Source organism: Roseibium sp. M-1, from assembly GCF_054515675.1.
Map to the genome: position 1 here is coordinate 2414879 of NZ_CM137257.1, position 20642 is coordinate 2435520.

General features: G+C 60.6%; 17 protein-coding genes. 5 read left to right on the top strand and 12 right to left on the bottom strand.

The features are described from left to right. Positions 1-17 precede the first annotated feature (17 nt). Positions 18-1409 (top strand): MATE family efflux transporter, encoded by a 1392-nt coding sequence (locus tag ACX3M4_RS10900; protein ID WP_459358605.1) that lies wholly within the window; start codon positions 18-20, stop codon positions 1407-1409. A 47-nt stretch (positions 1410-1456) separates the two neighbouring features. Here the strand turns inward: ACX3M4_RS10900 and ACX3M4_RS10905 are convergent, their stop codons facing one another. From ACX3M4_RS10905 to ACX3M4_RS10925, 5 genes are all read right to left on the bottom strand, one after another. Beyond that, positions 1457-1642 carry a hypothetical protein gene (locus ACX3M4_RS10905; protein ID WP_459358606.1) on the bottom strand — a complete coding sequence of 62 codons (186 nt, stop codon included), beginning with the start codon at positions 1640-1642 and terminating at the stop codon, positions 1457-1459. Positions 1643-1700: 58 nt separating this feature from the next. Then, a complete protein-coding gene (locus tag ACX3M4_RS10910; protein ID WP_459358607.1) occupies positions 1701-2558 on the bottom strand; it encodes a S49 family peptidase in 858 nt (285 codons plus the stop codon). Between the two features lie 117 nt (positions 2559-2675). Then, positions 2676-3293 carry a PilZ domain-containing protein gene (locus tag ACX3M4_RS10915; RefSeq protein WP_459358608.1) on the bottom strand — a complete coding sequence of 206 codons (618 nt, stop codon included), beginning with the start codon at positions 3291-3293 and terminating at the stop codon, positions 2676-2678. Between the two features lie 102 nt (positions 3294-3395). After that, positions 3396-4025, bottom strand: a complete 630-nt coding sequence (locus ACX3M4_RS10920; protein ID WP_459358609.1) for a PilZ domain-containing protein — start codon at positions 4023-4025, stop codon at positions 3396-3398. 246 nt (positions 4026-4271) lie between these two features. Next, positions 4272-5210: a uracil-DNA glycosylase family protein gene (locus ACX3M4_RS10925; RefSeq protein ID WP_459358610.1), complete on the bottom strand. Its 939-nt coding sequence runs from the start codon at positions 5208-5210 to the stop codon at positions 4272-4274. Between the two features lie 412 nt (positions 5211-5622). On the opposite strand from ACX3M4_RS10925, the gene ACX3M4_RS10930 reads away from it, so the two are divergent. Continuing rightward, positions 5623-7299: an electron transfer flavoprotein-ubiquinone oxidoreductase gene (locus ACX3M4_RS10930; RefSeq protein ID WP_459358611.1), complete on the top strand. Its 1677-nt coding sequence runs from the start codon at positions 5623-5625 to the stop codon at positions 7297-7299. A gap of 1410 nt (positions 7300-8709) precedes the next feature. Here ACX3M4_RS10930 and ACX3M4_RS10935 read toward each other — a convergent pair. The 6 genes from ACX3M4_RS10935 to ACX3M4_RS10960 form a co-directional block, all read right to left on the bottom strand. Continuing rightward, positions 8710-10050, bottom strand: coding sequence for a DEAD/DEAH box helicase (locus tag ACX3M4_RS10935; RefSeq protein ID WP_459358612.1), 1341 nt, complete (start codon positions 10048-10050; stop codon positions 8710-8712). 534 nt (positions 10051-10584) lie between these two features. Then, positions 10585-11709 carry a PQQ-dependent sugar dehydrogenase gene (locus tag ACX3M4_RS10940; protein ID WP_459358613.1) on the bottom strand — a complete coding sequence of 375 codons (1125 nt, stop codon included), beginning with the start codon at positions 11707-11709 and terminating at the stop codon, positions 10585-10587. Positions 11710-11775: 66 nt separating this feature from the next. Next, entirely contained in the window at positions 11776-12111 is a 336-nt protein-coding gene (locus ACX3M4_RS10945; RefSeq protein ID WP_459358614.1) for a chorismate mutase, read from the bottom strand. An 84-nt stretch (positions 12112-12195) separates the two neighbouring features. Then, positions 12196-14490 carry an NADP-dependent malic enzyme gene (locus tag ACX3M4_RS10950; RefSeq protein WP_459358615.1) on the bottom strand — a complete coding sequence of 765 codons (2295 nt, stop codon included), beginning with the start codon at positions 14488-14490 and terminating at the stop codon, positions 12196-12198. A 100-nt stretch (positions 14491-14590) separates the two neighbouring features. After that, positions 14591-15235, bottom strand: a complete 645-nt coding sequence (locus ACX3M4_RS10955) for a ceramidase domain-containing protein (RefSeq protein WP_459358616.1) — start codon at positions 15233-15235, stop codon at positions 14591-14593. Positions 15236-15272: 37 nt separating this feature from the next. Further along, positions 15273-16499 (bottom strand): aminotransferase-like domain-containing protein, encoded by a 1227-nt coding sequence (locus tag ACX3M4_RS10960; protein WP_459358617.1) that lies wholly within the window; start codon positions 16497-16499, stop codon positions 15273-15275. Positions 16500-16690: 191 nt separating this feature from the next. Here ACX3M4_RS10960 and moaB point away from each other — a divergent pair, with 191 nt between their 5' ends. Continuing rightward, complete coding sequence (gene moaB, locus ACX3M4_RS10965) at positions 16691-17248, top strand: molybdenum cofactor biosynthesis protein B (RefSeq protein WP_459358618.1); 558 nt, start codon at positions 16691-16693, stop codon at positions 17246-17248. A 237-nt stretch (positions 17249-17485) separates the two neighbouring features. On the opposite strand, the gene ACX3M4_RS10970 is transcribed toward moaB, so the two are convergent. Further along, on the bottom strand, positions 17486-18181 hold the full coding sequence (locus ACX3M4_RS10970; protein ID WP_459358619.1) for a glycosyltransferase: 696 nt from the start codon (positions 18179-18181) through the stop codon (positions 17486-17488). Positions 18182-18519: 338 nt separating this feature from the next. On the opposite strand from ACX3M4_RS10970, the gene ACX3M4_RS10975 reads away from it, so the two are divergent. Continuing rightward, positions 18520-19356 carry a substrate-binding periplasmic protein gene (locus ACX3M4_RS10975; RefSeq protein ID WP_459358620.1) on the top strand — a complete coding sequence of 279 codons (837 nt, stop codon included), beginning with the start codon at positions 18520-18522 and terminating at the stop codon, positions 19354-19356. Positions 19357-19521: 165 nt separating this feature from the next. Further along, positions 19522-20607 carry a PA0069 family radical SAM protein gene (locus ACX3M4_RS10980; RefSeq protein ID WP_459358621.1) on the top strand — a complete coding sequence of 362 codons (1086 nt, stop codon included), beginning with the start codon at positions 19522-19524 and terminating at the stop codon, positions 20605-20607. Positions 20608-20642 lie beyond the last annotated feature (35 nt).

Here is a 20642-nt window from a genome sequence, read left to right on the forward strand (position 1 = left end):
CTTCAATGGAGAACGGAATGTCGCAAGACACTTCCCGGGTGAATGCGTTCACCCATGGGCCAATCGTTCCGACACTTTTGAAAACGGCCCTGCCGATCATCCTCGTCACGAGCATGAACGGCTTGCTGACGGTCGCCGATGCGGTCTTCCTCGGCCTTTATGTCGGCCCTGACGCGCTCAGCGCGGTCACGCTGATGTTTCCCGCCTATATGCTGCTGGCCGCCCTGGCAACGCTGGTCTCCAGCGGCATGTCGAGCCTGCTTGCCCGCCATCTCGGCGGCGGCAGATTTGAGGCGGCGCGCGCCGTCTTTGCCGGTGCGCACGGCCTGGCCCTGGCGGCCGGCGTCCTGCTGATCCTGCTTATGCTGGCCTTCGGCCGGACGGCGACACTTGCCGCTGCCGGCAGCAATGACGGTATCGCGGCAATGAGCGCCACCTACCTGGCCATCACAATCGGCTTTTCGCCGCTCATGTTCGTGCTGGCGGTCAATTCCGACGCTCTTCGAAACGAAGGCCATGTCATGCTGATGGCAGGCCTCAGCCTCTCCGTGTCGCTGGGCAACCTGGCACTGAACTATGTCCTGATCGTCCTGTTCGATCTTGGCGTTGCCGGTAGCGCGTTCGGGACCGTGTTGGCACAGGCGCTCGCGCTCGTCTTCATCCTCTGCTATCGCCTGAGTGGCAGAACGGCGCTGAGCCCGAAGGATATCCTTGGAAACCAGCTTGGATCGGACTGGCGCTCCATTCTGGTGCTCGGTGCGCCGCAGAGCCTGAGTTTTCTCGGGATCGCGCTCGGAGCCGCGGTAACCATCGCCGTCCTGCAGCACGTGGGCGCCGACGGTTATGAGACAACGGTGGCCGCCTTCGGCGTGACGACCCGGATCATGACCTTCGCCTATTTGCCGCTCCTCGGCCTGTCGATGGCGTTGCAGGCAATGATCGGCAACAATGCCGGCGCGCTCTTGTGGCACCGCTCGGATGCTACGCTGCGACTCGGACTTGGGATTGCCTTCGCCTACAGCCTCGCGGTGCAGGCGCTCCTGGCGTTCGGTGCCCGGTGGGTCGGCCATGCCTTCGTCGAGGACACCATGGTGATCGGCGAAATCGGTCGCATTCTGCCGGTGATGGTTGCGATGTATTTCGCGGCCGGACCGTTGTTTGTGATCGCGACCTATTTTCAGGCACTTGGAGACGCTCGCCGGGCGGCCTTGCTCAGCCTGATAAAGCCCTATGCCTTTCTTTTGCCGCTGCTGTTCCTGCTGCCAATCGGTTTCGGCGAACGCGGCATCTGGATGGCGGGACCTGTTGCGGAAGGGCTGCTGGTTTTGTTGACCGTGACGGTACTGGCTGGCGCTGCGCACGCGGGCACCGCACGCTGGGGCCTGTTCCGGGCAGCTGTCGCCGGTTAGTCATTTGTGGCGGGCGGGACTTCCTGCCCGTCCCTTTCAGCTCGGTTTCAGGCCTGTGGGCGGTACTTGCCGCTTTCAGGATCGAGCACGAGCTTGGCACCGCGTCCGTTCGGGTCGGCCTTTGCGGCTGCGCGCGAAATCTGGTTTTCAACCTGAGCCATCTTGCGCTTGATGCGCTGAACGATCCAGTAGCCTCCGACGGCCAATGCCGCCACACCTATCAGTTCGGTCATGTCGTCCCCTTGACTGGGCCCTTTGCCGGCCCGAATTCCGCATGGCCAATGCGCCTTTTTAAAGGCCGTAGCGCATCCACAGCGCCCGCTCCTCCACGGACGAGATCAGCTCCTCGCCCAGCCTTTCCACCAGCCGTCCGCTGCCCGTGCGCACGCCAAGCCCGCCCTTGCGGCCGAAAAGTCCCCGCGGCGCGGAAATCAGCTTCGGTTCGGCTTTTTCGCCATAACGGTCTTTCAGGACCCCGCGCAGATCGCCGATGGCATCCGCAAGACCCAGTTGAACGCCGCTGCGACCGGTCCAGAACTTGCCGGTGAAGAGATCCGGATCGCTTGCCAGGACATCGCCGCGGCGGGACTTCACCAGATCGATGAAGGTCTCGTGGATCTCCAGTTGCAGGCTCTTCAGATATTCTATGTCCTCCGGCACTTCCGGTTGGAACGGATCGAGGATCACCTTCTTCTCGCCCGCCGTATAGACGCGCCGGTCGATCCCGACCTTCTTGATCATCTCGGTAAAACCGAAGCCGGCCGCGACCACGCCGATGGAACCGACGATGGAGGACGGGTCGACGAAGATCTCGTCGCCCGCAAGCGCAATCATGTAGCCGCCGCTGGCCGCCACGTCCTCGACAAAGACCAGCACGTCCTTCTCGTTTTCCTTGGCGAGATCCCGGATACGCTTGAAGATCAGGCGCGACTGCACCGGCGAGCCGCCGGGGGAATTGACGATGAGCGCCACCGCCGGAGCCTTCTTCATCGCAAAGGCCCGCTCGAGCGGCAGAGCCACGCTGGCGAGCGACAGGCTTGTCCGCAAAGGACCGCCGCCGCCGATGGCGCCATGAAGGCGCACTACCGGAATGACGGGCTTGTCGGTGCGAAAAGGCTTCGGGAGAAAACGTCGGATGGAAGAAAACACGCGATATCAGCCTCAAGAGAATTCACAATCTCGATCCGATATATGTATCCCCATGCCGCATTGAAAGGCCAGCAGGCCGCCAAAAAGGCTTTACCGGACCCGCGACGGGAAAGCGCGTCAGCTGCCGAAGGCGCTGATTTTCTTGCGCGGTTTCGGCTTCGGCTTTTCCTCTTCCGCTTTCATGAACTTCAGGATGTCTTCCGGCTTGGGCTCCGGCGCCGGCTCGAAGGGCCAATCCAGCTTGACCCCGGCCTGATTGTTCTTGCGCCAGACGATCGCGCCCTTGATCGGCAGATCGAGCCCCGGAATGGAGATTTCGATTTCGTCCGGCAGCTTGTCGAGCTTGTCGCCTTCCAGACGGCAACCGGACTTGCTGGCATCGACGATCCGGCATTTCATTGAGGCGGCATTGGTTTTGCCGCAGACGATCGTCGTGATCCAGACCTGCCGGCGGATCTCGCGGCGCTTTTCACCCGGTTCCTGTTTCTTGATCTGAAAGGAAATCTGCGCTTCCTGGTCGCCATAGGCAACGACGGTTCCACGGATGAGTTTTTCAAAGCCTGCAAGGCGCAGTCCGACTTCCTCCTTCAGGAGGTCGACCTTGTCGGACGCGATCCAGCACCCCTTCTCGGTCAGGCCGTAGGCGGTCGCCTCGAAACAGGACATGTCGGCGAGATCGACGACCAGCGCCGAAATGTACTTGTCGGTCTCCATCGCCATGGCCAGATTGCTCACGTCATCCCCCCGAAATTGCAAACGCAAGGATGCAACCGCAACTCTGAAACCCGGGTTAACGTTTGGGAAGCCAGGACGTGTGGCCAAGAACAATTATGTTTCTCAGCGTTTCCGCTTGACGCCGAAGCCCGAGGAATCCGCCTTGAGCGTCGGCTTCACCCCGGCCTTTTCGGCAAGGTTTGGCGGACGGATGCGTTTTTCCTCCAATTCGGGCGCGCTGGCGAAACGCCAGATCAGCTTGACGCCGGCAAATTCGGTGGAACGCCAGACGATCCGGCCGGTCACCGGCAGGTCGAGGCCGGGGATCTGAAGCTCGATATCCGCGGGAAAACTTTGCAGCTTGTGACTTGCAAGGCGGCAGCCGGAAGGGCTAGCGTCCACGATCTCGCACCGTTGCCCGTCCTTGGAATTCTGGGCGCTGACCCAGGCCGGAATGGAGACCTTGCGGCGGCGCTCGCTGCGCTTTTCCACCGGGCCGCTCTCCTCGAATTCGAAACGAACGAAGACTTCGTTGTCGCCAACCTTTTCGATCCGCGCCTTGATCATGTGCTCATAACCGGCGAGGCGAAGGCCGAGCGTCTTGCCGATATTGCGATGCCTGGTGGTCTGAACACGGCAGCCGCGGTTGCTGAAGCCGGAGGCCGAAGTTTCTTCACAGGCCAGGGTGTCGAAGTCGAGGACAAGAATTTGCAGAACAGCATTTTCTGGAATGTTCAATTCCGGTCCAATCAACACGCTCTCCCGGATTTCGGTCATGCGGCGGCGGAACCACGGCAGCAGGACGCTTCAATTTGCGCCTACGTAATAATGCATACACAGCTGAACTACAAATAAATCCAATAACGCAAATTATATTCACCGAATTAACAATTATCGATACCCCAATATCCGCAGCCTACTATACCAACAGGGCACGAAATTTTCTTAAACCAAATCAAGTGAAACTTGTTTCTGCCAAACAGTGTCACAACCAGTTTTTCAATTTGCGGTTTTGTTCATGAGTTTCTGCTTGATGGCCAGAAAATCGCGCCACGAGAGCCGCTTTTCCAAGGGGCTGCGCAACAGATAAGCCGGGTGATATGTCGCGATGGCCGCGATTTCCTTGTCCCCGCCCGGATAACTCATCCAGCGGCCACGCATCTTGCGGATACCGTCCTGCACGCCGAGCAGGGTTTTCGCGGAAGCCGCTCCCAGAAACACCAGCACGTCCGGATTGACCAGCTCGATCTGACGGACAATGAAGGGCTTGCAGATCTCGGTTTCCTGCGGTGTCGGCGTGCGGTTGCCCGGCGGGCGCCAGGGAACGACATTGGCGATGTAGGCCGACGCGCGGTCGAGCCCGATCGCCTCCAGCATCCGGTCGAGCAACTGGCCGGACCGGCCGACAAACGGCAGGCCCTGCAGATCCTCGTCGCGGCCTGGAGCTTCGCCGACAAACATCAACCTTGCCTGCGGATTTCCATCGGCAAAGACCAGTGTCTTGGCGGTGAGTTTCAAGTTGCAGCCCTCGAACGCATCGAGGCAGGCGCGGAGCTCGTCGAGGCTAGCGGCGGAGGCCGCCAGATCCCGTGCGGCGTCGATGACGACCTTGTCCGGCAACACGGCCGCCTGACCTGGAATTTGACCGGGCAACTGGCCGGGCGGTGCAAAAGGAACCGCGGCCGGAACGGATTGGGGCAAATGTTGCGCAGGACTTGAAGTTGCGGCCTGTGCCGAGTGTGCGTTTGCCGGTCCGGTCTGACGTCCCGGTGCACTCGCCTGCCCCATCGGGCGCGCATTGGCGCGCTGCGCTGCCTGTGTCCTGGTCAATTCGAACCAGTCGACGGCATCCTCCCCCAGAAAGCAGTCGACCCCCGCACTGGCATAAAAATCCAGCAGGGCTTCGAATTGGCGCGGGTCGTCAGGGAATTGCAGCAAGAGGGCCTCCGGCGGGCGAGTTTACCCACCCGGCCGATTTCTACAAGCACGGTGGAGCTGCGCCTTCCCGCCTGCGGCGTTTTTCCAGAAACTTTGCACAGGCGCGTATTCGATTTGGAGGTCTTAACTTACGTTTACGTAAACGTAATCTTTCCCCTTGACGACCCGGACCTGCTTTGGTCTATCTGAGACCAGAAGCTGGACTTTGCCGTCCGAATTCGCAAACAGCGACGAAAAATGTCGTGTTCTGCGGTGCAAAATGAGGCAAGAAGGCGGTAAAGGCAGAGCTACCGGCACCTTTTGGGGCGCAATCAAGGTGCTCTAACAATTGGGATCGGCCAAGGATCGGGCGAAAACCGCTTGAGGTTCGCTGACGGGCTGATCCGGGCCCCTTTGGGCGGAGGGAGAAAAGATGAGCGAACAAGAAGCGCTTGGCGAACGCGAAAGCATGGACGTGGATGTGGTGATCGTCGGCGCAGGTCCGGCGGGGCTTGCCGCCGCCATCCGGCTGAAACAGATCGCCAACGAAAAGGGCGAAGAGCTGAGCGTCGTTGTGCTGGAGAAGGGCTCCGAAGTCGGCGCTCATATCCTCTCCGGCGCCGTCATCGACCCGATCGCCCTCGACAAGCTGCTGCCGGAATGGCGCGAGGAAGACACGCCGATCAAGACGGCAGTGACCGACGACCATTTCCTGGTGCTTGGCCCTGCAGGGTCCATGCGCCTGCCCAACATGTTCATGCCCAAGCTCATGAACAACCACGGCAACTACATCGTATCCCTCGGCAATGTCTGCCGCTGGCTCGCCGGCAAGGCGGAAGAGCTCGGTGTCGAGATCTATCCGGGTTTCGCGGCCGCCGAATTGCTGTTCGACGATGTCGGCAAACTGGTCGGCGTTGCCACTGGCGACATGGGCATCGGCCGCGACGGCACGCCCAATGCGATGTTCGCCCGCGGCATGGAGCTGCGCGGCAAATATACGCTGATCGGCGAAGGCGCCCGTGGTTCGCTCGCCAAGCAGCTGATTGAGAAATATGCCCTCGACAAGGACAGCGACGTGCCGAAATTCGGCATCGGGATCAAGGAACTGTGGCAGATCGATCCGGAAAAGCACCGTCTCGGCCTGGTGCAGCACTCCTTCGGCTGGCCGCTTGACGGCAAGACCGGTGGCGGCTCCTTCCTCTATCACCTGGAAGACAATCAGGTCGCCGTCGGCTTCGTGGTCCATCTCAATTACGAGAACCCGTATCTGTCGCCTTTCGACGAGTTCCAGCGCTTCAAGACCCATCCGTCGATCCGCGACACCTTCGAAGGCGGCAAGCGCATCTCCTACGGTGCCCGTGCGATCACCGAAGGCGGCTACCAGTCGGTGCCGAAACTCTCCTTCCCCGGCGGGCTGCTGATGGGCTGCTCGGCAGGCTTCGTCAACGTGCCGCGCATCAAGGGCTCCCACAATGCCATGCTCTCCGGCATGCTGGCAGCGGAAGAAGTCATGGCCGCGATCGGCCGCGGCGAGGCGCATAACGAGCTGACCAATTACGACACTACCTGGCGTGACAGCCCGATCGGCAAGGACCTGTGGCGGGTGCGCAATGCCAAGCCGCTCTGGTCGAAGTTCGGCACAGCGCTTGGCGTCGCCCTCGGCGGTCTCGACATGTGGACCAACGAGCTCTTCGGCTTCTCCTTCTTCGGCACGATGAAGCACGGCAAGCGGGATTCCCAGACGCTGAAGGCTGCAAAGGACTGCAAGAAGATCGACTATCCGAAGCCGGACGGCGTCGTCTCCTTCGACAAGCTCTCCTCCGTGTTCCTCTCCAACACCAACCATGAGGAGGATCAGCCGATCCATCTCAAGGTGAAGGACGAGGCGCTGCAGAAGCGATCCGAACACGATGTCTTCGACGGTCCTTCCAACCGCTATTGCCCGGCCGGGGTCTACGAGTGGATCGAGGAAGGCGAGGATGCGCCGCGGTTCCAGATCAACTCGCAGAACTGCGTCCACTGCAAGACCTGCGACATCAAGGACCCGAACGGCAACATCACCTGGACCGTCCCGGAAGGCTCCGGCGGGCCGAACTATCCGAACATGTAAGCCGCCAGGAAACTGATTGAAAAAGCCGCGGATCTGCCGCGGCTTTTTTGTTTGCGCATTTCTCTCCGAAGTCATCCCGGACGTAGCGAAAGCGGAGATCCGGTACCGGGGAACCGCTGCCCGATGAGAAAAAGCTCCAGGAGCCGCCTTTGTGCCTCCCCGGTCCCGGCTCGCGCTCCGCTTGGCCGGGATGACTAATTAAAGTGCTTGGCAGACGTCAGGCCGCTCCTCGCCGGAATTGGCCAACCCAAAAAACGAACAGCACCGGAAAGGAAACCTTTCCGGTGCTGCAGTCTTGTGGCCGATGGGTCGTATCAGACCGGCATGAGTGGGGGTCCGGCCTGTTGCGGTTGTCAGTCGCGCATGCGGAAACGGACGGACATGCCGCCTGCCCCCGCCGCGCAATTGCCCGCGCCACAAGGTCGTACCTGTTTTTAACAACAGGCTATGTTCTCGGGTTCGATGGTCCTGTCGGAGCCAGCGTGCACATTTATCCCAGAGTGTGATCTGGATTTTTATCGGTTCCGATTTATTAATTCTGTTAACCAAAACCAGCTGGTGCCGAGATAACTTCACGCAGCGGCAAGGTCAATCAAATAGTGGGACCGATAAAAACTACTTATGGCTCCAAAAGGGAGAATTATACCAATCGGTCAAATATCATGATGCCGCTACGGAAGAACCAAAATCCGATTGGCTCTGGCATCCAGGTAACAGCCTGAGCTTGTACACCTGTCAGAATTTACAGTATTGTTCCCACCAGAATTTCCTTGCATTTACAATTACTTGACAACCTCTTCACGCATTTCTGCCTCATAAATTTTTTTTATACCACAATAAATAAAGAATATATCGCAACCAATTCTTTGAAACTTAAGCACTTCTTGCATTCGTTACAATCCAGTTTCAATCCCGGATTGCTGACACCCTCCGCTCAACGGAGCCTAAATTCACCATAAATACCTAAGGATAAAGAAGTTTTTCTTTATCCACACGCCCGTCTCCGGGCCGGCGATTGTGATTGCAGACTCAGGTTGGTTAATCTACGTTTACTTTAACGGGGCTGATTTGCAGTGGTCTACCAGATCCTGGAGACAGATTGCATGTTCTTCGCGGAATTCCCGCGGTCTTCCCGAACAGTATTAAGAGATCGAACCGTGGCAGCGCGGTTGGATACCTTGTGGACAGGAGGAATGCCGATCCCTGTCCGGATCGCGGCGGATCCGGGCATAGACCAGCAGATCTTCCACCAAAATTATTCGGAGCGGCTTGCCGGGTCCGGAACCCATCGACCACAAGGTTCGGCACCGGGAAGGCCACTTCCCGGTGCAATTTTTTACCTGATCAAATCAGAGAAGGCCGGCAGGTCCAGCACACGCGACACGCTTTAAGCGCTGGACCGCAATTGCCTCAGGCCGCGTCGCGACGGTTGTTCGGGCGACGGCGGCGCTGCTGTTGACGCCGGTCCTGGGCCCGGTTGTCGTTGTCGCTTGCCGTGGAAGCCTTGCGGAACGGTTTCTTGCCCGCCGGCTTGCCCGAAGCCTTGTTGGTGTTGTTGCCGCGCTTGCCGTTGCCACCATTGCCGCCACCCCGCTTGGAGCGACCGGCCGCAGCCGACATCGGCGGCACTTCACCGCCGGCAACCTCGATCTCGATGCCGATCAGCTTCTCGATCTGACGGAACAGACCGATTTCTTCCGGTGCGCAGAGGGCAACCGCCTCGCCTTCGGCGCCTGCGCGGGCCGTGCGGCCAATGCGGTGCACATAGGCTTCGGCCACTTCCGGCAGTTCGAAGTTATAGACGTGGCTGACGCCCGGGATGTCGATACCGCGGGCGGCAACATCGGTGGCCACCAGCACGTTGATCGTGCCTTCGCGCAATTCCTTGATCGCCCGGTCACGCTGGTTCTGGCTCTTGTTGCCGTGGATCGAGCCGGCGGCAATGCCCGATTGGGCGAGCTTGCGCATCAGCCGTTCAGCGCCATGCTTGGTGCGGCAGAAGACCAGAGACAAACCGTCCGGATTGTCCTGCAACTGGTCGACGAGAAAGTCGCCCTTGGCCTTCTGGTCCATGAAATGAACGGACTGGGTGACCTTGTCCGCGGTCTTGCCGGCCGGGGACACTTCGACCCGCTCAGGATTGCGCAGGTAGGAATGGGCCAGCTCGTTGATCTGCTTCGGCATGGTGGCCGAAAAGAGCAGCGTCTGGCGCTTGTCGGCGACCAGACCTGCAATGCGGCGCAAGGCATGGATGAAGCCAAGATCCAGCATCTGGTCGGCTTCGTCGAGCACCAGGTAGGATGCGGTGCCGAGGTCGACGGCATTCCGGTCGACGAGGTCGAGCAGGCGGCCCGGGGTGGCGACCAGGATGTCGGTGCCCTTGGAAAGGCGCTTGATCTGGCCGTTGATGGAAACACCGCCAACGACGGAGGATACCCGAAGCGGCGTGTGTTTCAGGAAGGAAATCAGGTTCTTGGCGATCTGGTTCACCAGTTCGCGGGTCGGTGCTAGGATCAGCGCCCGGGCGCCTTTCGGGGCCGCCCTGTTGTTGTCCGCCAGCAACCGGTCGATGAGCGGCAGGCCGAAGGCGGCGGTCTTGCCGGTGCCGGTCTGTGCCAGGCCCATCAGGTCGCGACCCTTCAGGATCAGCGGGATCGCCTGCATCTGGATCGGTGTGGGAGCGTCATAGCCGTTTTCGGTAACGGCGGTTACAAGGCCGGTGGAAAGTCCCAGGCTTTGAAAGTCGGTCAATATAAAATCCTTGGTTCAAGCGCTTCGCAAAACGCTTGGTGCCCACAAGACGGCGTCTTGTGGTGTCGGTTGGTGCGCGGCAGCGGACGATCTTCAGGCGTCCTGCTCTTGCCGCCAGACCCTCGCGTGACATGGGAACTGGGTGAGCCCCTCATTAGGCTCGATCTGGATGCTGTCTGAAAGCGTCGGCCCGAAGCCACTCGGCTTCTTCAAATCGGGCGCGCACCCTGCTCACGCGGCAGCGACAGCACGGCGCTATATCGTCGTTGCAGTGCAAAATGTCAAGCATATAGATGTAGAGGCGCATTGTGCCTCAATTCCAAATGTCCTTTTCGTTCAATGCGGTGACGTACTGATAAATAGATGGAGGATAAGTTGGCAGCTAGAGTTCATATCGATACCTCATCCTGAGGAGCGTGCTTGCACGCGTCTCGAAGGATGGGCCGCATACTCCGGAACAAGCGGCCCATCCTTCGAGACAGCGCTTCGCGCTTCCTCAGGATGAGGTGTATTTGACTTGATGGCTTCCCCGGCTCAGGGCACCAGCCGCAGCAACCTGCCCTCGTCGCTGCCTGTCAGGACATAGATGTAGCCGTCCGGCCCCTGTCGCACGTCACGGATGCGCTCGCCGAGCTCCGTCAGCAGTCTCTCCTCGCCTACGATCCTTTCGCCCTCCAGCTCAAGCCGCGCCAGATGCTGGCCCACCAGCGCCCCCACAAGAAGACTGCCCTGCCAGTCCGGATAGCGATTGCTGGTGACGAAAGCCATGCCTGACGGAGCAATGGAGGGATCCCAGTAATGGATCGGCTGCTCCATGCCTTCTTTCTGGGTTCCCTCGCCGATCTTTGCTCCGGAATAGTGCCGGCCATAGGAAATCACCGGCCAGCCGTAGTTCTTGCCGGCTTCCGGAATGTTGATTTCATCGCCACCGCGGGCGCCGTGTTCAACCGTCCACAACTTGCCTGTTTCGGGGTGAATGGCGGCTGCCTGCGGATTGCGGTGACCGTAGGACCAGATCTCCGCCTTGCGGCTTGGATCGCCGATAAAGGGGTTGCCCGGCGCCGGCGCGCCGTCGCGTGTCAGGTGCAGAACGGTGCCCGCATGATCGGAAGGGTCCTGCGCCCGCTCGCCGTCACCGCGCTCACCGGCCGTCATGAACAAGGTGCCGTCAGGCGCAAAGGCAAGGCGCGAGCCGAAGTGACGGCCGCCATAGGCCTTGTTCGTGCCGGAAAACAGTGTCTCGCCACCTTCGAGCGCATAGCCCGTGTCAACGGCTTCCACTAGCTTTGCCCGGAAAAGCGACGTTCCGGCACCTTCCGGAGATCCTTGTGAATAGGTGAGGTAAACAAGTCGGTCTGTTTCAAAGTCGGGGCTGAGCACGACGTCCAGCAACCCGCCCTGGCCTTGCGCGAAGACTTCCGGCGTGCCGGGAACGACAATCGGCATTCCTTCCGGATCGATAAATTTCAGGTCACCGTCGCGCTCTGTGACGAGATAGCCGCCGCCGGGAAGAAAGGCGACGCTCCAGGGATAGACGAGATCCCGTGCGACGGTCTCGATCCTGAGCCCGGTCTGAGCCAGGGCCGTAAACGAAGACAAGAGAAGGGCAGCAAGAGCGGCTGCGGCAGGTCGAAGGCAAGTGAGTGTCGTCGAAATCATGCGGGCTCCCGGAATGGTCTTTGACCTTAGGTAGGTCTCGAACCGGTCCGGTAAACCCGTTTCGCATCACTTCTCGGCGATAGATGATTTCCCGGCGTCGAGCCGCGCTGCGATGGTCCGCCGTTCATAGTCGACATTCCAGTCGATCAGCGTACGCCACACGGATTCGGCCTGTTCGCCCTCAAGGCCCAGCATTTCCGCCCGCTCTTTCAGCGCGGCCACCATGGTTTCGATCCGCTCATGATCGAACGCCTCGTCCGGATGCTGCTTCAACTGCGCCATCCTGCGCACATAGCCCTGGCGGCGGGCAAAGATCTGCAGCAACTCCTCGTCGATCGCATCGACGGCGGTGCGGATGTCGTTCTTGTTTACACAGTCGGCGGGCTGTTTCACGAAAGTCATGGCGGGCCCTTTCAAAAATTTAAAAGCGGACCGGTTGTACCGGTCCGCCATGGTTGGAAGAAGGCGCGAATTGAAGCAGCCGGGTCAGCCGGCCGCGCGGGTCTGAGCCTCGACGCTGGCAAGAGCCGACATGTTGACCACCCCGCGCGAGGTGACAGACGGCGTCAGGATATGCGCCGGCTTGGCGGTGCCGAGCAGGATCGGGCCGACATGAAGCGCCTGGGTCGCGACCTTCAAAAGGTTATGGGCAATGTTGGCCGAATCGAGGTTCGGGAACAGAAGCAGGTTTGCCTCGCCCTTCAGCTTGCCGTCCGGCATCACCCGTTCGCGCAGTTCAACGCTGAGCGCACTGTCGCCGTGCATCTCGCCATCGACCTCAAGCTCCGGATGGTTCTTCCAGATAAGCTCTGTCGCCTCGCGCATCTTGCGGGAGGAAGCGGTCTCGCGCGAGCCGAAGTTCGACAGCGACAGCAGCGCGATCTTGGGCTCGATGCCGAAGCGCCGGATTTCCTCTGCGGCCAGAACCGCCATTTCCGAGAGCTCCTCGGCCGTCGGATCCTCGGTCACAAACGTGTCCGACAGGAACATGGCGCCGCGCGAATTTATGAGCAACGACATGGCGGAGAGATCGCGGGCGCCCTCGCAAATGCCGATCACCTGCTTGATGTCACGCAGATGCTTGCTGAAGCGGCCCTCCAGACCGCAGATCACCGCATCCGCATCCCCCTTGCGCACCGCAAGCGCCGAGATCACCGTGGTGTTGGTGCGCACAACTGTGCGGGCAGCATTCGGCGGCATGCCGTTGCGGCCGACACAGGCGAAATACTCTTCTGCATATTCGCGGTAACGCGGATCGTCCTGCGGGTTGACGAATTCGAAGTCCTTGCCCGGCCGGATCTTCAGGCCGAAGCGTTCGCAGCGGTGTTCCAGCACGTCCGGACGGCCGACCAGGATCGGTATGGCGATCTTGTCCTCGATCAGTACCTGCGCTGCGCGCAGCACCCGCTCGTCTTCGCCTTCCGCGTAGATGATCCTTTTCGGGTCCTTCGAGGCGTTCTGGATGATCGGCTTCATGATCAGGCCGGAGCGGAAGACGAAGCGGTTCAGCCGGTCGAGATAGGCGGTGAAGTCCTCGATCGGCCGCGTCGCAACACCTGTATCCATGGCGGCCCTGGCGACAGCCGGTGCGATACGCAGGATCAACCGCTGGTCGAAGGGCGACGGGATCAGGTAGTTCGGGCCGAAGGTCTCGGTCTTACCCCCATAGGCGCGGGCGGCGACGTCGGACGGCTCTTCCCGGGCGAGGCCGGCAATCGCCTCGACGGCGGCCCGCTTCATTTCCTCGTTGATTGTCGTGGCGCCGACATCCAGCGCACCGCGGAAGATGTAGGGGAAGCAGAGGACGTTGTTGACCTGGTTCGGATAGTCGGAGCGGCCGGTGCACATGACGACGTCGTCGCGCACCGCCTGCGCATCTTCGGGCATGATTTCCGGGTTCGGGTTGGCAAGTGCCAGGATCAGCGGCCCCTTGCCCATCTTCTGCACCATCTGCGGCTTCAGAACGCCGGCAGCGGACAGGCCAAGGAAAACGTCGGCACCGTCGATGACGTCGTTGAGCGTGCGCAGGTCGGTCTTCTGGGCAAAGACAGCCTTCCATTCGTCCATCAGGGCCTCGCGGCCCTCGTAGACGACGCCTTCGATGTCCGTCACCCAGATGTTCTCGCGCCGGGCGCCTAGCGACACCAGCATGTTGAGGCAGGCCAGCGCGGCGGCACCGGCGCCGGAAGCAACGATCTTGGCGTCCTCGATCTTCTTGCCGGCAAGATCAAGGCCGTTGCGCACCGCCGCGCCGACGATGATCGCCGTGCCGTGCTGATCGTCGTGGAAGACCGGGATATTCATCCGCTCGCGCAGCTTCGCCTCGATCATGAAGCATTCCGGCGCCTTGATGTCTTCCAGGTTGATGCCGCCGAAGGTCGGCTCCAGAACGGAGACCGCATCGACGAACTTCTCGACATCGGTCTGCGCGACCTCGATGTCGAAGACGTCGATACCGGCGAATTTCTTGAAGAGGACCGCCTTGCCCTCCATGACCGGCTTGGAAGCGAGTGGGCCGATATTGCCGAGACCCAGCACGGCCGTGCCGTTGGAAATGACCGCAACGAGATTGCCGCGCGAGGTGTAGCTGGCCGCCAGGGACGGGTCGTCGGCAATCGCGAGGCACGGCGCGGCAACGCCGGGAGAATAGGCGAGTGCAAGGTCGCGCTGGTTGCCGAGCGGCTTGATCGCCTGGATCTCCAGTTTCCCCGGCCGCGGATGCTCGTGGTAGAACAGGGCTGCTTCGGTCAGATCACTTCCGGACTTCGTGGTATCGCTCATAGCGCCCCTGCCTCTTCCCTAAGGTCATGTTGTTATTCTGTGAAAGCTGCGGGCGAAACCCGTCGGGACCATCCGCAATTTTCTGAAATCATTCTGTGGTTTAACCGGCGCGATGCCGGATGAGAACCCGTAACAGCAAAAACAGCACGATGCTGTTCAGGATATGCCACAGGAAATGCGTGCCGATGGCAAGCTGTGCGCATAGCGGTTCGTCCAGCGTGCGCAAGGTCAGCGACACGGCGAAGACTGCACCGGCAAGCAGCACCTCCCCTCCGAGCCTGGAATTGTTGCGAAGAAACAGCCCGCCGACGACGAAGATTGCCAGGAGCGCCGGTACATAACCGGCGGAAGACCCGACCAGCGGCGCCACGGCCCTTCCCGCAAAGGGCGTTATGGCAAAGAAAGCGATCACCCCCAGAAGCGCCTGCCACCAGCGCAGCTGCAGATACCGGTTCAGCGCCACGAACAGATAGCCGTAGATGAAGAGCGCGATCGGGATGACGTCGGCCAGGACCGCCCATCGGGTGGCGAAGGTATGAAACAGGAACGAGCCGATGCCGGTCAGGAACACGATGACGATGAGAAGCAGCGACGGCACGTCGTCCGGCGTCTTGCGGTGCCACATCAGAAAGGCAGCCAGCGCCGCAATCAGGAAGGCGGCGTTGGTGATCGCGTTGACCGGTTCGGACCAGAATTCCGGCCCGATCCGCTCGCAGTAATTGTCCAGCCTGTCGGTCAGCGCCATCGGCTCTCAATCCCGTACCTGCCCCTTTTCCAAAGGGTTACACCGTGGACGTGACAGTTTCGGTAATCAAGCGCCCGAGCCTTGAAATACCTTCTTCTATTTTCACAAAGTCGTTGCAGGAGAAACTGAGCCGCAAGGTATTGGCGCCGGTGCCGTCCGGGTGAAAGGCTCGGCCTGGCACGAAGGCGACGTGGACTGTCTCGATCGATTTTTCTAGAAGCTGGGCAGCATCCAGCCCTTCCGGCAGCGTCATCCAGATGAACATGCCGCCTTCCGGACGGGTCCAGGTGACGCTCTCAGGCATATGCTTTTCGAGTGCGGCCAGCATGGCATCGCGGCGGGACTTGTAGACCGCGTTCGTCCTGGCCGTATGGGTTTCAAAGACACCTTCGGCGACGCGCGCCATGGCTTCCTGGTTGAGGACCGGCGAGTTGAGGTCGCTCGCCTGCTTGATCAGCACCAGCCGCGAGATGACGTTGGCGGCGGCGCAGATCCAGCCGAGGCGCAGGCCCGGCGAGAGCGATTTTGAGAAGCTGCCGCAATAGAGCGTTCTCGTGTTGTCGATGCCGCCGGAGGCCTCGCAGTCGAGCGCCAGGATCGGCGGCAGAGCCTCGCCGTCGTAGCGCAGCGCCTCATAGGGCGAATCCTCGATCACCGCACAGTCGAGACCTTCTGCCAGCGCCAGCAAACGCTTGCGGTCGCCAAGATCCACGGTCAGGCCTGTCGGATTGGCAAAGTCCGGAGAAAGATAGGCGAACTTGATCCGCCCTCCCTTCTCGCGCGCTTCTGCCGCGAAGTCCTCAGCCGGGCGGTTTGCGCCCGGGTCGAGCCGGTCGTAGTTCGGCTCATAGGCATTGAACGCCTGCAGGGCACCCAGATAGGTCGGCCATTGCACCAGGGCCGTGTCGCCTTCGGTAAGGAACAGCTTGCCGATATAGTCCAGTCCCTGCTGCGAACCGGACGTGATGAGGATGTTCTGCGGCCCGCAGTCGATGCCGCGGGCGCGCATGTGGCCGACGATCCAGCTGCGCAGCCGGTTGCTGCCTTCACTCATGCCGTATTGCAGCGCCCGTCCCGCATCCGGTCCTGCGAGGATGTCCTGATAGGCCTGCTTGAACTCCTCAGCCGGAAACAGCGCCTGGTCGGGAATGCCGCCTGCGAAGTTGATCACGTCCGGCCGGTCCAGAAGTTTCAGAAGTTCGCGGATTTCCGAAGCGCGCATGCGGCTTGCGCGTCGGGCGAAAAGGCTGTCCCAGGTTGTCATGCTTGGCTCGTTGCAATTGGTTTGTCTTGGTTATTTAAGTCAATAATACTGACCTAAATGTTTTGCAAGTGTCCCAATCTTGTTATTTTTTGTAATTTTGTTTCGCGCACATCCTCCAACCGGCCGTTTTGACGCGCCCTCTGGCAGGCGTGCTCGCAATCGCCTATGTCTTGAAAACAAAGGAGATGCCCATGTCCCGCCTCGACGACACCCGCCCGTTCATACCACTCAACATTGCGGTTCTGACCGTCTCCGACACGCGCACGCTGGCGGAGGACCGCTCCGGCAACACGCTGGCGGAGCGCATCGAAAAGGCCGGACACAAGCTGGCGGACCGGAAGATCGTCACCGATGACGTTCCCGCCATCCAGGCGGTCATCAAAGGCTGGATTGGCGCTGAGGGTGTTGACGTCATCATCTCCACCGGCGGCACCGGTTTCACCGGGCGCGACGTGACGCCGGAAGCCGTGGAGCCACTTTTCGAAAAGCGCATGGACGGTTTTTCCGAGGTCTTCCACCGGATCTCCTACGACAAGATCGGCACGTCGACCATCCAGTCCCGGGCGACCGGCGGCGTAGCCGGGGCAACCTATATCTTCGTGCTGCCGGGCTCCCCCGGCGCCTGCAAGGACGCCTGGGACGGCATCCTCAAATGGCAGCTCGACTACCGCCACATGCCCTGCAATTTTGTGGAGATCATGCCCCGTCTCGACGAACACCTGAAGCGAGGCAAACTCAGGGAAGCGTGACCCCAGTCATTCACCAGCATTCCGTCTCAATTGCAACGGAACCAATCACGTTCCGACCTCATCCTGAGGATGCGCGCAAGCGCTGTCTCGAAGGATGGGCAGCACACTGCGGAGCAAGCCGCCCATCCTTCGAGACGGACCTGACGGTCCTCCTCAGGATGAGGGTGTTTGTGGGGGACGGCAGCTTGACTTTGCTTGACTTTAGCTTGCAACGACGCACCGAAGGCTCTTGAAACGCTACCCGTGCAGCTTCACCGCAACCTTCGCCGGAATGCGCAAGGTACCGACGCAGAAACGGGCGGAAGCCTGCCGCAGGCGAGAGATCAAACCTTCGCGTTCCTGTGCACCGGAGGTGACGGCTGCGGCCCGCAGGAACATCATGCGGCTGCGGCCTATCCGCTTGGCAATGTCCAGGTCCTCCAGTTCCGGCAAGGGCTTGTGGCCGCCGAGTTTCTGGTAGAACTGCCGTGAAATCAGGAGCCCCTGGTTGCCATAGGGCATGCCGAGAAGTTGCGTGCGCAGCGCCGCGAAAGCTTCACTCACCCGGGCACTGAGACCGAAGGCCTCGTGCCGCAGGCGGAAGCTTGCCGCCATGCGCGGGCCGTTGGGCGCCCGGGCGGCCCGCTCGATAAAGGCCTGGGCTTCATGATGCCAGCCACTTTCAAGCAGGGTTTCCGGCTGAAGGAACAAAAGCCATTCACCGCGCCGTGCGATGGAGGCGCCATGGGCAAGCCGCTCGCTGCGCGGGTTCCCCGGACGGCTTACCCAGGAACAACCGGCAGCGTCGGCCACCTTTTCTGTGTTGTCCGAGGAACCACCGTCGATGACGATCACTTCACGGATGACACCTTCGGCAGCCGCCGGCACCAAAGCGGACAGGGCATGAACCAGTTCGGCTTCGGAATTTATTGTCGGAATAATGACGCTGATCATGATCCAGAGTTTTACATGAAAATTTCAAAAAGTGCGAGGTGGACACGCAAATGCCGGGTGGTTTTTTGCTGTGTTTCTTAACACGGCCCAATAATCGGCAGTGCTCGCCCCCGGACGATCTCTTCCTCGCGGTCCTTCTGGGCGATCGGAAAGAATAACTTTTGCCGAAAACTCCGGAACCTTGCCCAACGCCACGACGACGGGCAAATGGGATTTTGGAGTCCGGATGAAAAACGGCTGAATATGCATGAATGCGGTCAAACGGATTCATGGTATCTTAAGAGCCAGCCTCAAAGCTGAGAGTTCGTTTCCGCCAGAAACCCGAACTGGTCGCGCGAATGCCTGCAGTAAAACATGTCCTTTCCGGCACCCGCCTTGCGAAATCGCGCCTGCGGTTTTTTCCTGGCCTGATCGGCCTTGCGTGTTCGCTGCTTATGTTTACGGGCAGTGCCCTGGCGCGTGACCTGATTGTGCTGGCGACCCCGGAAGAGCCTTACAAGTTCGAGGACAACGGAACCTTCAAGGGTATCGACATAGAGGTCCTGGACGAGGTCATGCGACGGCTCGGGCTGACCTACTCCGTGGAAATGATCGATTCCTCCGCCCGCATCTTGCAGGAAGCCCGCTCTGGAGGCGCCGACATCCTGCTCGTCTATTCAAAGAAGCCGGACCGGCTGGAGTTTCTCCACTATCCGCAGGAAAGCTATATCGACATCAGCTGGAACTTCTTCATCCGGGCAGAGGATGTGGGCAGGATCTCCTATGAGAGCTTCGACGATTTCAGGGGACTGCAGGTCGGTAAAACGCTGGATTTCGCCTATACGCCGGAGTTCCTGGAGTCCGGCCTCGATTTCCAGACTATCGGCGACAATACCCTCCAGATCGGCATGCTTCTGGCCGGACGGATCGACGTCGTGCCGATGAACACCATTGCAACGCTCTACGAGGAAAAGAAATCCGGCCGCCTGGACCAGCTTGCCTTCCTGCCCAAGCCGCTGATCACAAGGCCTTATTACAACGTCTTTACCAGGGCCTCCACCTACCCGGACATTGAAGGTCTCGTCGCCCGCTACGACGAGACCATCCGGGAGATGAAAGCCGACGGCACCCTGGATGCGATCCTCGTCAAATATCTCGGGCGAAGCCCGGGAAGTCCGGAGCGCGACGGCTCCTGATCCCGCGAGGCGGCCGACGACCCCCGAAGCCTTCATGCCGTAGAGCTGTCTTGCCAAGGGCACGCACCGGGCGTATGTTCCCTATATGTTCTCACATGAGTCGGAACCTGTCGCGTGCCTCTCACTGCCTCCAATCAGATACCCACAAGCGCTGAGCCGGTCTCCGTGAACGCAGACCCGCTTGCCGTCGCCGACCACCGCCGGCGCGGTCGCGGCGTAGCGACCAACAAGTCCGGCCGGTTCGAACCCCTGTCGCGGGAAGGTTTCGATGACGGCTGGGAGAGCCTGGAAGACCTGCCACCCCTGAAGACCCAGGTGCAGGAAGAACAGGCACGCACGATCATCACGCGCAACCAGTCGCCGGACATTTCCTTCGACCGCTCGATCAATCCCTATCGCGGCTGCGAGCATGGCTGCGTCTATTGTTTTGCAAGGCCAAGCCACGCCTTCATGGGGCTCTCTCCCGGTCTCGATTTCGAAACCCGCCTCTTTGCCAAGCCGAATACGGCGCGGCTGCTGGAGCGGGAGCTGTCCCGCCCGGGCTATGCGCCGCGCGTCATAGCAATCGGCACCAACACGGATCCCTATCAGCCGCTGGAACGCAGCTACAAGCTGATGCGCGAGATCCTGGAAGTACTGGAGACGGTTTCGCATCCGGTTGCCATTGTCACCAAGTCGGCACTGGTCACGCGCGACATCGACATTCTGGCCCGGCTGGCGGAGCGCAACCTGGTCAAGGTCGCGCTCTCCGTCACGACGCTCGACAAGAAGCTCTGCCGCTCGATGGAGCCGCGCGCCTCGGCCCCGCACAAGCGGCTAGAGGCAATCCGGGCCCTGTCGGAGGCCGGCATCCCGACCTCCGTGATGATGGCGCCGATCATTCCCGCCCTCAACGACAACGAAATCGAGAAGCTGCTGGAGGCTGCCGCGGAGCATGGTGCTACGGAAGCAGCCTACGTGCTCCTGCGCCTGCCGCTTGAAGTCTCCGAACTCTTCCGCGATTGGCTTTTGCGGGAGCGTGCCGACCGCTACCGCCATGTCATGAGCCTGGTCCGCTCCATGCGCGGCGGCAAGGATTATGACGCCAACTGGGGTGAACGGATGCGCGGACGCGGGCCATACGCCGACCAGATCGCCAAGCGCTTCGCATTGGCTGCCAAGCGCTTCGGCCTCAACCTGCGCCGCCGAAAGCTCTCGACGGACGCCTTTGTCCAGCCGCAAAAAGGCGGTGTGCAACTGGACCTCTTCTGACAATTGTCTTGAGAAATCGTCAGGCGGGCGGCAGG

Excerpts from the sequence above, each read along its gene's own strand:
- ACX3M4_RS10900 (WP_459358605.1), top strand. The coding sequence starts at position 18 with ATGTCGCAAGACACTTCCCGGGTGAATGCGTTCACCCATGGGCCAATC.
- ACX3M4_RS10905 (WP_459358606.1), bottom strand. The coding sequence starts at position 1,642 with ATGACCGAACTGATAGGTGTGGCGGCATTGGCCGTCGGAGGCTACTGG.
- ACX3M4_RS10930 (WP_459358611.1), top strand. The coding sequence starts at position 5,623 with ATGAGCGAACAAGAAGCGCTTGGCGAACGCGAAAGCATGGACGTGGAT.
- ACX3M4_RS10940 (WP_459358613.1), bottom strand. The coding sequence starts at position 11,709 with ATGATTTCGACGACACTCACTTGCCTTCGACCTGCCGCAGCCGCTCTT.
- ACX3M4_RS10945 (WP_459358614.1), bottom strand. The coding sequence starts at position 12,111 with ATGACTTTCGTGAAACAGCCCGCCGACTGTGTAAACAAGAACGACATC.
- ACX3M4_RS10950 (WP_459358615.1), bottom strand. The coding sequence starts at position 14,490 with ATGAGCGATACCACGAAGTCCGGAAGTGATCTGACCGAAGCAGCCCTG.
- ACX3M4_RS10955 (WP_459358616.1), bottom strand. The coding sequence starts at position 15,235 with ATGGCGCTGACCGACAGGCTGGACAATTACTGCGAGCGGATCGGGCCG.
- ACX3M4_RS10960 (WP_459358617.1), bottom strand. The coding sequence starts at position 16,499 with ATGACAACCTGGGACAGCCTTTTCGCCCGACGCGCAAGCCGCATGCGC.
- moaB (WP_459358618.1), top strand. The coding sequence starts at position 16,691 with ATGTCCCGCCTCGACGACACCCGCCCGTTCATACCACTCAACATTGCG.
- ACX3M4_RS10970 (WP_459358619.1), bottom strand. The coding sequence starts at position 18,181 with ATGATCAGCGTCATTATTCCGACAATAAATTCCGAAGCCGAACTGGTT.
- ACX3M4_RS10975 (WP_459358620.1), top strand. The coding sequence starts at position 18,520 with ATGCCTGCAGTAAAACATGTCCTTTCCGGCACCCGCCTTGCGAAATCG.